Origin of the sequence: Klebsiella sp. PL-2018 (genome assembly GCF_019048985.1) — a bacterium.
Lineage (GTDB): Bacteria > Pseudomonadota > Gammaproteobacteria > Enterobacterales > Enterobacteriaceae > Klebsiella > Klebsiella michiganensis.
The window spans coordinates 3,079,644-3,094,368 of sequence record NZ_CP077673.1 but is presented as its reverse complement, the minus strand read 5'-3'; the positions used below and the strand labels follow the sequence as shown (position 1 = coordinate 3,094,368).

Genomic DNA, 14,725 nt, shown 5'->3' with positions numbered 1-14,725 from the left:
TAACCGCAATGAAAGATGTTGTAGATAAATGCAGTACCAAAGGCTGCGCCATTGACGTGGGCTCGATTATTGATAATGAGGACTGCGTCTGGCGGGTAGAGAAAAACTTCGCCAGCCGCGAAGAGGCCGAGTCCACCATCGCGGCCGTCCGCGAACGTGCCCTGGCCGCCGCGCCCGCCAGCGAGCCGCCGCAGGTCGACTATACCATCGTGGCCGCCGGCGATGAGGCAAAGCTTGAGGCTTCGATTGCCTTCTCCTGCCAGGCGGAAAAGATCATTTTCGAATTGTCGTTAAGAAACGTGATTTAACGCCATCGAGCATCCACGGCTAACCCTCAACAGGATCCTGCGAGCGATCCCGTTGAGGTCCCGCAATTAAGCGTTACTCAAACCGCCATGCCAGATTTAGACCGATACCGTAATTACGGCCCGGCGCCGGTTCGTAGTAGCGGCCGTTGGATTCGTTAACGATAACCGAGCCCGCGTAGCTGCGGTCGAACAGGTTATCGACGCGGCCAAACAGATCCATATCCATTTTGCCGTAGCTCCATTTATAGCCGGTCGTCAGGCCGACCACCGTCCAGGATGGGGCTTTGGCGGTGTTCTCATCGTTAGCCATAATATCGCTCATATAGCGAATATCGCTGCCCGCGTACCAGCCTTTTTCGGGCTGGTAGCCAAAGGAGGCATAGCCCATGTTGCGGGCGATCCCCGGAATGCGATTGCCTTTACAGCTGGCATCATCACAGACGTTGGTACGATAGGTCGCATCCAGCCAGGTCCAGGCCGCTTTTAAACGCCAGCTCTCGCCGAACTGCTGATCCAGCCCCAGCTCCATCCCCTGGCGACGGGTTTTCCCGGCGTTTTTGTAGCTGGTACGCCCGCCGCTGCTGGCGTCGACGACAATCTCATTGTCGGTGTCGGTCTGGAACAGCGCGGCGGTCAACAGGCCGTTGCCGATACGCGCCTTGCTGCCAATTTCAACGGTTTCGTTGGTGGACGGCTGCAGGCCAAAGTTCAGCCCGCCCTGGTCGCCGGAGCGATAGGAAAGCTCATTAATGGTCGGCGTTTCGAAACCGCGGCCGGCGGAGACGTAGACGTTCCACGCGTCGGTTACCGCATATTTCAGCGAGCCTGCCGGCAGCCATTTATGATAGCTGGCCTCGCCGCTGTCATCGCCGTTGCCCGGCGTAATGTAATAATCGTTGGAATCGAACCAAACCGAGCTGTAGCGCACGCCCGCGTCCAGAGAGAGTTTCTCGGTGAGCTGCCACTGGGTTTGCAGATAGGGATCGACGTTCCACATCAGGTTACGCTCGTTGCGGCGCAGGTCTCCCTTTTCACCGTACTGCGGCGCGCCGTTGCTCATAACAAAGTTTTCGTAACCTTTGCGGCGCTCGCTCATGGTTTCGTAATCAAGACCGGTGGTTAAGGTGACCGGCACCAGCAGCTCGCCGCGGTGGGTCCAGCGGGTATCAATCCCCTGGTAGTGACGCGTCAGGTCGATAACGCCGCCAGCATGGGTGGGTTTGAGCTGCGGCGCGCGAGGAATCGACTGATATTGCGTGGTTTCACGTTCACCGGCGTACATCATCACGCTCAGATCGTCCTGCTCGCTCAGCTGTCGCTCGTAGCGTAAACCGGCCTGGGTTTGTTTGATGGTTTTGCGGGTATTGTACTCATCGCCTCTTGGCGACTGGCGCGGATTATTTTGCCATTCGTCATAGCTCAGGCCGCCCGCGTCATTAGCTTTAATATCCACGCTGTTAAACAGCAGGGTCAGCTTACTGACGTCGTTGATGCGCACGCCGAGCTTCGCGTTGGCGAGATTCTTACGCGCGCCGCTATGGTCGCGGGAGCCGTGGGTAGTGAAGCGGTTGGTGGAAACCACGTAGTCGACGTCGCCCGCGTGGCTGCCGTCGCCCACCGCGCCGGTCGCTTTCATACCGTAATGCCAGGTGCCAAAGCTGCCGTAGTAGCTGCTGGCTTCGATAGTGGGCGGCTGGCTTCCGGTCTGGCTGGTGGCGTTGATCACCCCGCCGGAGGAGTTACCGTACAGGGCGGAAAAAGGCCCGCGCAGCACCTCGAGCGAATCGAGGCTGCCAATATCAATATTCGAGGTTTGCCCCTGGCCATCGGGCATGGTGGCCGGGATACCGTCGACGTAAATACGCAGCCCGCGCACGCCGTAGGTGGAGCGGGACCCGAAGCCGCGAATCGAAAGCTGCAGATCCTGCGCGTAGTTCTGGCGGTTTTGCACCTGCAGTCCCGGTACCGCGCCCAGCGACTCGGAGAGGTTTACCCGCGGCGCGGCCTGGCGCATCTCATCGCCGTTAACCACGCTAACGGCGGCGGGGGTATCGAGTTCGGAAACCGCCGACGGCGCGGCGGTAACCACCATGGTCTGTTCAGCGGCGAGAGCGGTTGGCCCTGCGGAGACCAGCGGCAAAATCAGAGCGGGGAGCGCGGCGGCGCGCACGGAAAGGATTTTCATCAAAGTTACTCACAAAACGAACCAAACGGAACATATGTATATATGTTAGCTCTTTTGTAAATTTTTTGAAAAGACTTAACGGAATTTGAGTTAACAAATAGCAAGAATTGCGTGATGCCGAAAGCGCTACGGGTAATTAACGCTCCACATTGCGATAAATAATGATTACTATTCGCATTCCAAAGAAGAGCGCAAAGCGATGATTTTGCGCCCCGGAAGCACTGTCGAGCAGGCATATATTTGTTTTATCAAAGGGAGTCGTCATGTCATTACGTCATCTGTCCGCGCCGCGTCTGCGCCGTTCACTGTTGTTAACTTCGTTACTGCTGGCGGGGAGCTTTAGCGCCCACGCGGCGGAAGAAATGCTGCGCAAAGCCGTCGGCAAGGGCGCATACGAAATGGCCTATAGCCAGCAGGAGAATGCGCTGTGGGTGGCCACCTCGCAAAGCCGTTCGCTGGATAAAGGCGGTATCGTTTACCGTCTCGATCCGACGACTCTCGAAGTCACGCAGATTATTCATAACGATCTGAAACCCTTCGGCGCGACGATCGATAACGCCACTCAGACCCTGTGGTTTGGCAACACCACCGACAGCACCGTCACCGCCATTGATGCTAAAACCGGGAAAGTGAAAGGGCGTCTGGTGCTTGACGCCCGCCAGCGCAGCGAAACCGTACGTCCGCTGGCCCCGCGCGAGCTGGCGGTCAACGAGAAAACCAACACCGTCTACATCACCGGGCTGGGTAAAGAGAGCGTGATTTGGGTGGTGGATGGCGACAAGCTAACGCTGAAAGACACCATCGCCAATACTGGCGCAATGGCGACCGGTCTGGCGCTGGACGCGGAAGCGAACCGTATCTATACCACCAATGCCGATGGGGAACTGGTGACTATCGACAGCACCAGCAACAAAATCCTGTCGCGTAAAAAGCTGCAGGATGATGGCAAAGAGCACTTCTATCTCAACCTGAGCCTGGATACCGCCGGACATCGCGCCTTTATCACCGACGGTAAACAGCCGGAAGTACTGGTGGTCGATATTCGCGATGGCAAAGTGCTGGAGAAAATCGCCGCGCCGGAGTCCCTGGCCGTGCTGTTTAACCCGACCCGCAATGAAGCCTACGTGACGCACCGTAAAGCCGGCGAAGTGAGTGTGATCGATGGTAAGACCTACAAAGTGGTCAAGACCTTCAAAACGCCGACTCATCCGAACAGCCTGACGCTCTCCGCCGATGGTAAAACGCTGTACGTCAGCGTGAAGCAGGAGTCGACGCGTCAGAAAGAGGCGACCCAGCCAGATGACGTTATCCGCATCGCGCTGTGATCCTGACGGGAGGGGGCAACCTCTCCCGCCATCAGTGTGCTCGCACTGCAGCCGGGTGGCGGCTTACGCCTCACCCGGCCTACAAAATGCACTGTTTGCTGTCTGACCGAAAACCGCACCCATCCAGATATCACCCTCTGTTACAAACACTTATTAGCCTGATAAATGTAATGGCTATAAACTTACGGCTTTCCTGCGCAAGCGGGACGGTGGCATTAATCCTGGAGAAAAGATGAAAAAATCATTAATGGTTGTTTGCGCCGGCGCGATGCTGGCTCTTCTGGCGGGCTGTAGCTCAAACTATGTCATGACGACAAAAAGCGGGCAGACTATCGTAACGCAGGGCAAGCCGAAGCTGGATAAAGATACCGGAATGACCAGCTATACTGATGAGTCGGGCAATAAGCGCCAGATTAACAGCAGCGATGTGGCCCAGCTGGTGGAAGATAATTAAGTTGTGCGGTTGCGGTTTGCCCGTGAGGCAAACCGCAAAGTGATTTATTGCTGTTTTTCAATATTCGGCGCGGTGCTATGAATGTCATGCACGCGCTTGCGCACGCCAAACCAGCCGGCGACCAGCAAAACGGCAATCAGCGGAAGCGAACCGATGGTATAAGTCCCATTCGGATAATCGAAAGCCATTAATACCAGCACGCTAAGCAGGAACAGCAGGGTCAGCCAGGAGGTAAAAGGCGCCCCCGGCATCTTGAAGCTAACGTCCGCCGCTTTGCCTTCCTTGATCGCCTTACGCAGGCGCATCTGGCACACCACAATAAAGCCCCATGAAGCGATAATCCCCAGCGACGCGACGTTAAGGACAATTTCAAACACCTGCGAAGGCACCAGGTAGTTGAGGAATACCCCAACGACATACACCGCCAGCGTCGCCAGAATCCCGGCGTAGGGCACGTGGTGGCGGCTCATTTTCGACATAAACTTCGGCGCCGAACCGCCCATCGACATGGAGCGCAGAATACGCCCGGTGCAGTAGAGGCCGGAATTGAGGCTGGAGAGCGCGGCGGTTAACACCACGATATTCATCACGCTGCCGATATACGGCACGCCCAGCTTCGAGAAGAAGGTGACGAACGGGCTCTGCCCGGCCTGATAGGCATTCCACGGCAGCAGCAGCACCAGCAGCAGCACGGAGCCAACGTAGAACAGACCAATACGCCAGATAACGCTGTTAATGGCGCGCGGCACCATGGTCTGCGGATCTTTACACTCGCCAGCGGCGGTACCCACCAGTTCGATAGAGGCGAAGGCGAACACCACCCCCTGTACCAGCACCAGCGCCGGCAGCAGGCCGTGCGGGAACAGGCCGCCGTTATCGGTAATCAGGTGGAAACCGGTGGCATTGCCATCCAGCGGCTTTCCGCTGCCAAGAAAAATAGTCCCGACCACCAGAAACGCGACGATCGCCAGAACTTTCACCAGCGCGAACCAGAACTCCATCTCGGCGAACCATTTCACGCCGATCATGTTCATGGTGCCGACAATCGCCAGCGCGCCGAGGGCGAAGACCCACTGTGGAACGTCGCCAAACGCGCCCCAGTAGTGCATATACAGCGCGACGGCGGTGATATCGACGATCCCGGTCATCGCCCAGTTGATAAAGTACATCCAGCCCGCAACGTAAGCCGCTTTTTCGCCGAGGAACTCGCGGGCGTAGGAGACGAAGCTGCCGCTGGAGGGGCGATGAAGCACCAGCTCGCCCAGCGCGCGTAAGATAAAGAACGAGAAGAGGCCGCAGACCAGATAAACCAGCGCCAGGGCCGGTCCGGCCATCTGCAGGCGCGCGCCCGCGCCGAGGAACAGGCCGGTACCAATCGCGCCGCCGATGGCAATCATCTGCACCTGACGGTTGCCCATCGCCTTGTGGTAGCCCGACTCCTGCGAGTTCAGCCAGTGGCGTTTGGCAGCGTGCTGCTCCGCCACGCTAGAGTGTTTTGTATTCATTGATGTCGCTATTTTCCTGTCAATGTCCATGAAGTGGTTCGTGCTGCTGGCTCTCTCATCATTCTGAGGAATGAGATAAGCGAGCATGGCGGAGAATCCTACACGTATCGGAAAATGGACGCACGCAAAAGATTTGCGGACAGCACTTGCTTAAATATCAATGAGATCGGGAGCTTTTCGGCGTTCGCGCATGATGGGGAAATTTTGCTCATCGTTTTAACGTTATTGCGCTATTATTCTCCGCCCGCGTTTTGCCCGAGAGACCACGATGAAAATCAACGTAGTAGGGACCAGCGGCGTCGGCAAATCCACCCTCGCGCGTCGGCTGGCTCAGGAACTGTCACTGCCTTATATTGAAATGGATGTGCTCTACTGGCTGCCCGAGTGGCAAGGGACGCCGGACGATGAGTTCTACGCCAAACTCACCGCCGCGCTCGCCACGCCCGGCTGGGTGCTGGACGGCAACTATAACCGCAGCCGCCCGGTAAAATGGCGCGATGTGGATCTGGTGGTATGGGTGGACTACAGCTTCTGGCGCACGATCCGCCAGGCGGTCCGTCGCGCGGCTTCACGCGCAAGCCGACGGCAGGAGCTGTGGCCCGGCACCGGCAATTGCGAAACCTTCCGCCGCTCTTTCTTTAGCCGGGACTCTATTATTCTCTGGACGCTGAAAACCTGGCGCAACAATCGCCGGCGTTACCTGGCGGATATGCAGGACCCGCAGTATCAACACATTCGCTTTGTTCGTTTACGCAACCAGCAGCAGACCGAGGCGCTGGTGCACGAGCTTCGGCAGAATAGCCGATAATCCCCCGGCTCGCGCTGCGCGTAGCCGGGCTACCGGACCGCAGATTGTCGGTAACCCGTAGCCCGGGTAAGGCGTTTACGCCGCAACCCGGGGAATATGCCGTGACGTGGCATTGCTGCGGCTTCTTCCCGGCTTGCGCTGCGCTTAGCCGGGCTACCGAACCGCAGATTGCTGGTAACCCGTAGCCCGGGTAAGGCGTTTACGCCGCAACCCGGGGAATATGCCGTGACGTGGCATTGCTGCGGCTTCTTCCCGGCTTGCGCTGCGCTTAGCCGGGCTACAGGGCCACAGATTGCTGGTAACCCGTAGCCCGGGTAAGGCGTTTACGCCGCAACCCGGGGAATATGCCGTAACTTGGCATTGCTGCGGCTTCTTCCCGGCTTGCGCTGCTCCTGCCCGGGCTACAGGCCCACAGATTGCTGAGGACGCGTAGCCCGGGCAGATGCGCAGCATCGCCTCCGGGGCAGTTACCTCACCGCATATCTAATTTCCGGCAGAGCACATGTAAATAAATTGTTTCTCACCAGCCGCGGGCGCTTCTAATAATGCAGTCATGTTAATCCACATGAGCCTGCGAAATGTCTTATCGAATCAGTATCCTGGATAAAAGCCCGCTGGCAGCCGGAGAAACGGCTGCCCAGGCGCTGGCGCGTACATTAACGCTTGCGCAACAGGCGGAAGCCTGGGGCTATCATCGCTTCTGGATAGCCGAACACCACAATACTGACCAGCTCGCCAGTCCGTCGCCAGAGCTGGCCATTGCCTGGATCCTCGGCCAGACCCGCAGGATTCGCGTTGGCTCCGGCGGCGTCATGCTGCAGCACTACAGCCCGTATAAAGTGGCGGAAAACTTCAATATGCTGGCTTCCCTCGCTCCGGGCCGCGTGGATCTGGGCGTGGGCAAAGCCCCTGGCGGACTGCCGCTCTCCACTCGCGCGTTACAGCAGGGGCTTGACCCCCAGCAAAAGGGGCGTTTTGCCGACCAGCTGGCGCAGCTCGACAACTGGCTGTCGCTGACCGAAACCGACGGTGAGGAGAGCGTCCGCGCAACGCCGATCCCGCCGCGTCGCGCCGACGGCTTTCTGCTCGGCGCCAGCCTGGAGAGCGCGCAGCTGGCGGCGCAGCTGGACTGGAACTTCGTCTTCGCCGCCCATCTCAACGGCGATAAGCAGCTGCTGCGCGAGGTGTTAACCCGCTGGCGTGAACTGAGCCGTCGAGACGCGATTATTGCCGTCCAGGTCATCGTGGCCGAAGAGGCCGCGACGGCGGCGGAGCTGGCAAAATCCGTCGAAACGTGGGGCGTTGAGCTGGAAAACGGCCAGCGGGTCACCGTCGGCAGCTAAGCGCAGGCGGCCGCCTTTGCCCGTCAGGCGGGCAGCAGGCCGACGTGCATCGCCCGGCGGGAATCGACGGTGCTGTTCGGCACCCCGGAACAGGTGAAAGCGCAGCTGGATGCCCTGCAGTCGGCCTGGAACATCGACGAATTTATTATCGACACGCCCATTAACGATGGCGCGGCGCGCCTTAACTCCCTGCGTCTGCTGGCCCGGGCGCATTTGAGCGCGGAGGTGCAGCCATGAGCCTTTCCGAACAGTTAATTCGCTGGCGGCGCGAACTGCACCAGTACCCCGAGCTCTCGCTGCAGGAGGTCGACACCACCGCACGTATTCGCGACTGGCTGCAGAGCGGCGGCATCAGCCTTCTGCCTTATGAACTGAAAACCGGCGCGGTTGCCGAAGTGGGCAGCGGCGATAAGGTGATAGCCCTGCGTGCCGATATCGATGCGCTGCCTATCGAAGAGGCGGCCAGCGTGCCGTTTCGCTCGTTGAATGCCGGCGTGATGCACGCCTGCGGGCATGATATTCATACCAGCGTGATCCTTGGCGCGGCCTTACTGCTGAAACAACGCGAAGCGCAGCTGGCGGGACGCGTCCGTATTCTGTTCCAGCCGGCGGAGGAGAGCTTCGGCGGCGCGAAAACCCTGATTCGCGCCGGCGTGCTGGAGGGCGTTTCCGCCATTTTCGGTATGCATAATGAACCGGGGCTGCCGGTGGGCGAATTCGCCACCCGAGGCGGCGCGTTTTACGCCAACGTCGATCGCTTTGTGTTTAAGGTGACCGGCAAAGGCGCTCACGCCGCCCGGCCTCATGAAGGGAAGGACGCCATTCTGCTGGCCAGCTGGTGACCCTGCTGCAAAGCGTCGCCAGCCGCGAAGTGAATACCCTCGATTCCGTGGTGCTTAGCGTCACGCGGATTCAGGGCGGCAATACCTGGAACGTCCTGCCGGAAAGCGTCGAGCTGGAAGGTACGCTGCGCACCCACAGCAGCGAAGTCCAGCAGCGGGTGAAAGCGCGGGTGAGCGAGATTGCCGCCGGCTTCGCCAGCGCCTTCGGCGCGCAGATAGATGTCTTCTGGTACGCCGGACCGACCGCGCTGGTTAATGATGAGCGCTGGGCCGCTTTCGCCAGCGACGTGGCCGATAAGTCTGGCTACCGCACGCACCATGCGGATCTCCATCTCGGCGGGGAGGATTTTGCCGTTTATCTTCAGCATATTCCCGGCGCGTTCGTCAGCATCGGCAGCGCCAGCGAATTTGGTCTTCACCATCCGGCGTTTAACCCGGATGAGCGTTTAATCGCCCCGGCGGCGCACTACTTTGCCGATCTGGCAGAGCAGGCATTAAAAGCACTTTAATTATTCAGGGTCATTGACTAAGGATTAACGATGTCTGAACAACGGCAGCTGCGCATTGGTACTATATTACACGGCGCATCGGGAAATATGTCGGCCTGGCGTCATCCGGCCGCGCTGGCCGACGCCAGTATTAACTTTGAGTTCGTCAAGCAGACGGCGTTAAAAGCGGAAGAGGGCAAGCTCGATTTTATTTTTGTTGCCGATGGCTTATATATTAATGAAAAATCGATCCCGCATTTTTTAAATCGTTTTGAACCGCTCACCGTATTATCTACCCTTGCGGCGGTAACTTCGCGTTTAGGCCTAGTCGGTACCCTGTCGACCTCCTACAGCGAACCCTTTACCACCGCCCGCCAGTTCGCCAGCCTCGATCATCTGAGCGGCGGCCGCGCGGGCTGGAACGTGGTCACCTCGCCGCTGGAAGGCTCAGCAAAAAACTTCTCCCGCGCCCAGCATCCCGATCATGCGCTGCGCTACCGTATTGCCGATGAATATCTGCAGGTTGTCAAAGGCCTGTGGGACTCCTGGGAGCAGGACGCGTTTATTCGTAATAAAGAGAGCGGCCAGTTCTTTGATAAAAACAAGCTGCACACGCTTAATCATCACGGCGATTTCTTTAAAGTAGCCGGTCCGCTAAATATTGCCCGCACGCCGCAGGGCCGGCCCATTATCTTTCAGGCGGGCGCCTCCGATGACGGTAAAAAGTTAGCCGCCAGCCACGCAGACGCTATTTTTACCCATCAGGAGTCGCTGGCGGAGGCGCAGGCCTTTTATCGCGACGTCAAAAGCCAGCTTGCAGCGCACGGCCGCCGGGAGAGCGAACTGCATATCTTCCAGGGCGTCAGCGTCATCGTTGGCGACAGCGCCGACGATGTGGAGCAGCAATACCAGACCACCGCTGCGCTGGTGTCGATTGAAGACGCGCTGAATTATCTCGGCCGCTATTTTGAACATCACGACTTTGCTCAGTATCCGCTGGATGAGGCGTTCCCGGATATCGGCGACCTCGGGCAGAACAGCTTTCGCAGCACCACCGACGAGATAAAACGCAATGCCCGCGAACGCGGCCTGACGCTGCGCCAGGTGGCGCTGGAGGCGGCCAGCCCGCGACCGCGCTTTGCCGGAACCGCTGAAGAGGTGGCGGATGGTCTGCAGCAGTGGTTTGAACAGCGCGCGACGGACGGTTTTATTATCCAGGGCGGTACGCCGGATACCTTCCCGCGCTTTGTGGACCAGGTGGTACCGATTCTTCAGCAGCGCGGACTATTCCGCCGGGAATATCCCGGCACCACGCTGCGCGAAAGCTTAGGGCTGGCAGAGCCCGTGAATCAATTCCAAAAACAATAATAGAGAACACCCGCTATGCAGAAAACGCAGAAAAAATCGCTATTACTGGCGCTGGCGCTGGCCGTTAGTGCGTCATCCTGGGCGCAGAACGTCACGATCAACGGCACCGGCGTGAGCCTCGAAGCCAACAAAACGCCGATTCATACGGCGAAAAACCCGCAGGCTATCGCGCAGCTGCCGAAAGGTCTCCACCTGGCGGTGCCGGGTAAGCTGACGGTCGCGGTCGCCGCGCTGAACTCACCGCCGCTGACCGTGTTTTCTGACGATAACAAAACCCTGCTCGGCAGCGAGGTGGATATCGCGCGCCTGGTGGCCGACAGCCTCGGGCTGGAGCTGAATGTGGTACCCACCTCGTGGGAGGACTGGCCGCTCGGCGTCGCTTCCGGCAAATATGATGCGGCGGTCAGCAATATCACCGTGACCAAAGAGCGCAAAGAGAAGTTTGATTTCGCCACCTACCGCAAAGATTCGCTGGGTTTTTACGTCAAGAGCACCAGTCCGCTGAGCAAAATTGAAAAAGCGGAAGATATTGCCGGGCTGCGGATTATCGTCGGCTCCGGCACCAATCAGGAAGCCATTTTGCTGGCGTGGAACGCCGAGAATCTCAAGAAGGGGCTGAAGCCGTTTACGCCGGTCTACACCAAAGACGACGCCGCCCAGACCCTGGCGCTGCAGTCCGGGCGCGCCGACGCCTTCTTCGGTCCCAACGTGATCGGCGCGTGGAAAGCGGCGCTGACCGGCAAAACCAAGCTGGTAGGCAGCGTTGACGGCGGCTGGCCGAAGGCGGCGCATATTGCCGTGACGGTGAAAAAAGGCAGTGGTCTGGTTGAACCGGTACAGACGGCGCTGAACGGCGCAATCCGCAGCGGCGACTACGCGAAGGTGCTGAACCGCTGGGGGGAAGGCGTGGAGAGCATTCCGCAATCGGAAATCAACCCGGCCGGACTCGGCGACTAACAGGAGGCATGATGAGCGATCTATTCCGCGATGTCTCTCCGGAAGCGCCGGAGCTGCAGCCGATTATTGAGGGCCTGTTCGGCGAGTACGCCGCGCGCTACGGCGACTATTTCTCCCGCGATGCCGAAATCGAGCTGACTGAATGGTATCTGGCGCCGCAGGGGCTGTTTATCGTGCTGGAGCGCGAAGGGGAAATTATCGCCACCGGCGCGTACAAACCGAAAGATTCCCATACGGCAGAAATCAAACGTATCTGGACCCATCGTCGTCTGCGCCAGCAGGGGCTGGCGGCGAAAGTGGTGCAGGAGCTGGAGCGACGGGCGCTGCTCGCGGGCTACAGCCATATCTATCTGACCACCGGTTTTCGGCAGCCGGAAGCGGTGCGGCTCTACCTGAGCCAAGGCTACGAGGCGCAGTTTGACCTCAGCCGCGATCCGGAAGAGTACAGCCTGCCGCCGTTCGATGGTCGACTGCGCTTTACGAAAGCGCTGGCGGTCAGCGCGCTGAGCCAGAGCGCTTAAGGAGCCAATATGCATACCCAGGAAACGATTAAGGTTGTCCCCGCGCGCTATCCGCTGCGGGCGGTAGGCGCGCTGCTGGCGCTGCTGGTGCTGGCGGTGGTGATTCAATCGGTCGCCTTTAACCCGCGCTGGGAGTGGCGCGTCTTTGCCCGCTGGTTCTTTGACCCGGTGATCCTTGAAGGTCTCGGGCAGACGCTGCTGCTGACCCTGCTGGCAACGGCGCTGAGCGTTATTCTCGGCGGCCTGCTGGCGCTGGCACGGCTCTCCAGTTCATGGCTGCTGAGCAGCCTGGCCTGGGGCTATATCTGGCTGTTCCGCTCGCTGCCGCTGATCGTGGTGCTGATTATTCTCTACAACTTCTCCTATCTTTACGACACGCTAGCGATAGGCATTCCGTTCACCGCGATTCGCTGGGCCAGCTTTGAGACCATCAACGTGCTGGGGCAGTTTTCTACCGCCGTTGTCGGGCTGACCCTGGTGCAAAGCGCCTACACCGCCGAAATTATCCGCGGCGGCTTTCTCGGGGTCGATCACGGGCAGTATGAAGCGGCGGCGGCGCTGGGGCTTCCGGCCAGCCGTCGGACCCTGCGCATTATTCTGCCGCAGGCGCTGCGCACCATTTTACCGGCGGGCTTTAACGAAATTATCAGCCTCGCCAAGGGGACGGCGATGGTTTACGTGCTGGCGATGCCGGAGCTGTTTTACACCATCCAGATGATCTATAACCGCACCCAGGAAGTTATCCCACTGCTGATGGTCGGCGCCGCCTGGTATCTGGCGATCACCAGCGTGCTGTCGCTGATCCAGTATCTGGTCGAGCGCGGACTGGCCCGCAGCGAACGCCGCTCGGCGGTCAATAGCGCCCGCAGCAGCCGCCGCGTTGAGTCCATTCGTCGCCCACAACCCCAGGAGTCCGCCCATGCCCAACTCTCGTAACGGCCATATCTCCATCACCGGCGTCAGCAAATATTTTGGCCGCCATAAAGCGCTTGATGACGTATCGCTGGAAATCGAACCCGGCACGGTGACGGTGATCCTCGGGCCGTCCGGTTCGGGAAAATCGACGCTGCTGCGGGCGATTAATCATCTGGAGCGCGTGGATGAAGGCTTTATTCAGATCGATGGCGACTATATCGGCTATCGCCGTAAAGGCGACAAGCTCTACGAGCTGAAAGAGAAAGAGATCCTCCGCCAGCGGGTTAACGTCGGCTACGTATTTCAGAACTTCAACCTGTTCCCGCATCTGACGGTGCTGGAAAATCTGATTGAGGCCCCCATCGCCCATAAGCAGGCGACCCGCAAAGAGGCGATCGCGCGGGCGTATGAACTGCTGGACGTGGTCGGACTGCGCAATAAAGCCGACGCCTGGTCGCGGCACCTGTCCGGCGGCCAGCAGCAGCGCATCGCTATTGCCCGGGCGCTGGCGCTTAACCCGCGGGTAATGCTGTTCGATGAACCGACCTCCGCGCTCGACCCTGAGTTGGTGGGGGAAGTGCTGGACGTGATTAAAAAGCTGGCGCGCTCCGGCACCACGCTGGTGGTGGTCACCCATGAAATCGGTTTTGCGAAAGAGGTGGCGGACCGGGTGGTGTTTATGGTCGACGGCAAGATAGTCGAGCAGGGCAGCAGCGACGCCGTGCTGAACCAACCGCAGCATCCGCGTACGCGGCAGTTCTTATCGAGGGTATTAGCGGCATGAGAAACGGACTTTTGGCCCTGACACTACTCTCTTTATCTGCGGCATCGCAGGCGGCTATCGACCTGCGCGCCAACGAGCAGCCGCTGCCGGTGACCCGCGATGAGCAGGCGATCGCGAAGATCCCGGCAAATTACGCCTTCGTCGAGCCGGGTACCTTAACGGTGGCGATTTCGGCGCTCAATTCGCCGCCGCTGGCGCTGTTGGCCAGCGATAACCGCACGCGTATCGGCAGCGACCCGGATATTGCCCGGCTGCTGGCCGGCAGCCTCGGGCTGAAGCTAAAGCTGGTGCCCACCGCCTGGGAGGACTGGCCGCTGGGGATTACTTCCGGACGCTACGACGTCGCGCTGGTCAATATTGCGGTGACCGAGCAGCGGAAAGAGAAGTTTGATTTTGCCACCTATCGCGTTGACTCTCTGGCCTTTTCCGTGAAATCAACCAGCGATATCGCCCGCGTGAGCGGTCCGGCGGATCTCGCGGGTAAAAAAGTGATCGTCGGGTCCGGGACTAACCAGGAGCGGATTTTGCTCGGCTGGAACGCCGAAAACGAAGCCGCCGGGCGGCAACCCGCGCTGCCGGTCTACCTGACCGATGACGCCTCGGGCAACCTCTATATTCAGTCCGGTCGCGCGGACGTGTTCTTTGGGCCGCAGTCGGTGGCGGCCTATAAAGCAGCGCTCAGCGGCAAAACCAAAGTCGTCGGCCTGGGGCCGAAAAAAGCGTACGTTGCCACCACGACCAAAAAGGGCAACGGCCTGGCTCCGGCGCTGCAGGCGGCGCTGAACGGCGCGATTGCTCGCGGCGAGTATCAGAAAGTGCTGGCACGCTGGGGAGAGCAGGGCGAAGAGGTGACTCAATCGGAAGTGAATCCGCCGGGGATAACCTACTAAAAAACCGCTGTTTCGCAGGAGTGTGATGCGAA

General features: G+C 59.3%; 10 protein-coding genes and 3 pseudogenes. 11 read left to right on the top strand and 2 right to left on the bottom strand.

The window, feature by feature from the left end; genetic code table 11:
• The first annotated feature begins 8 nt into the window (after positions 1-8).
• Complete coding sequence (locus MKleb_RS14350) at positions 9-308, top strand: DUF406 domain-containing protein (RefSeq protein WP_025107880.1); 300 nt, start codon at positions 9-11, stop codon at positions 306-308.
• 73 nt (positions 309-381) lie between these two features.
• Here MKleb_RS14350 and pqqU read toward each other — a convergent pair whose 3' ends face one another.
• Entirely contained in the window at positions 382-2,493 is a 2,112-nt protein-coding gene (gene pqqU / locus MKleb_RS14345; protein WP_025107879.1) for a TonB-dependent receptor PqqU, read from the bottom strand.
• 263 nt (positions 2,494-2,756) lie between these two features.
• On the opposite strand from pqqU, the gene MKleb_RS14340 reads away from it, so the two are divergent.
• Entirely contained in the window at positions 2,757-3,818 is a 1,062-nt protein-coding gene (locus MKleb_RS14340; protein ID WP_014229249.1) for a 7-bladed beta-propeller protein YncE, read from the top strand.
• Between the two features lie 232 nt (positions 3,819-4,050).
• Positions 4,051-4,272 carry a YgdI/YgdR family lipoprotein gene (locus MKleb_RS14335; protein ID WP_009652277.1) on the top strand — a complete coding sequence of 74 codons (222 nt, stop codon included), beginning with the start codon at positions 4,051-4,053 and terminating at the stop codon, positions 4,270-4,272.
• Positions 4,273-4,316: 44 nt separating this feature from the next.
• Here MKleb_RS14335 and ansP read toward each other — a convergent pair whose 3' ends face one another.
• On the bottom strand, positions 4,317-5,777 hold the full coding sequence (ansP, locus tag MKleb_RS14330; protein WP_025107878.1) for an L-asparagine permease: 1,461 nt from the start codon (positions 5,775-5,777) through the stop codon (positions 4,317-4,319).
• A gap of 268 nt (positions 5,778-6,045) precedes the next feature.
• Between ansP and MKleb_RS14325 the strand changes: the two genes are divergently transcribed.
• From MKleb_RS14325 to MKleb_RS14290, 8 genes and pseudogenes are all read left to right on the top strand, one after another.
• Positions 6,046-6,585: an AAA family ATPase gene (locus MKleb_RS14325; RefSeq protein WP_025107877.1), complete on the top strand. Its 540-nt coding sequence runs from the start codon at positions 6,046-6,048 to the stop codon at positions 6,583-6,585.
• Between the two features lie 578 nt (positions 6,586-7,163).
• A pseudogene (locus MKleb_RS14320) lies at positions 7,164-8,165 on the top strand (LLM class flavin-dependent oxidoreductase).
• Positions 8,162-9,279, top strand: a pseudogene (locus tag MKleb_RS14315) (amidohydrolase). Before MKleb_RS14320 ends, MKleb_RS14315 begins: the two co-directional pseudogenes overlap by 4 nt.
• 30 nt (positions 9,280-9,309) lie before the next feature.
• Positions 9,310-11,583 (top strand): annotated as a pseudogene (locus tag MKleb_RS14310) (NtaA/DmoA family FMN-dependent monooxygenase).
• An 11-nt stretch (positions 11,584-11,594) separates the two neighbouring features.
• The gene (locus MKleb_RS14305; protein WP_025107874.1) at positions 11,595-12,104 is read left to right on the top strand and encodes a GNAT family N-acetyltransferase; all 510 of its coding nucleotides are present in this window, start codon (positions 11,595-11,597) and stop codon (positions 12,102-12,104) included.
• 9 nt (positions 12,105-12,113) lie between these two features.
• Entirely contained in the window at positions 12,114-13,040 is a 927-nt protein-coding gene (locus MKleb_RS14300; RefSeq protein ID WP_014229255.1) for an amino acid ABC transporter permease, read from the top strand.
• On the top strand, positions 13,024-13,803 hold the full coding sequence (locus tag MKleb_RS14295; protein ID WP_014229256.1) for an amino acid ABC transporter ATP-binding protein: 780 nt from the start codon (positions 13,024-13,026) through the stop codon (positions 13,801-13,803). The genes MKleb_RS14300 and MKleb_RS14295 overlap by 17 nt, the downstream gene beginning before the upstream one ends.
• Entirely contained in the window at positions 13,800-14,693 is an 894-nt protein-coding gene (locus tag MKleb_RS14290; RefSeq protein WP_029946963.1) for an ABC transporter substrate-binding protein, read from the top strand. The genes MKleb_RS14295 and MKleb_RS14290 overlap by 4 nt, the downstream gene beginning before the upstream one ends.
• The last annotated feature ends 32 nt before the right edge of the window (positions 14,694-14,725 follow it).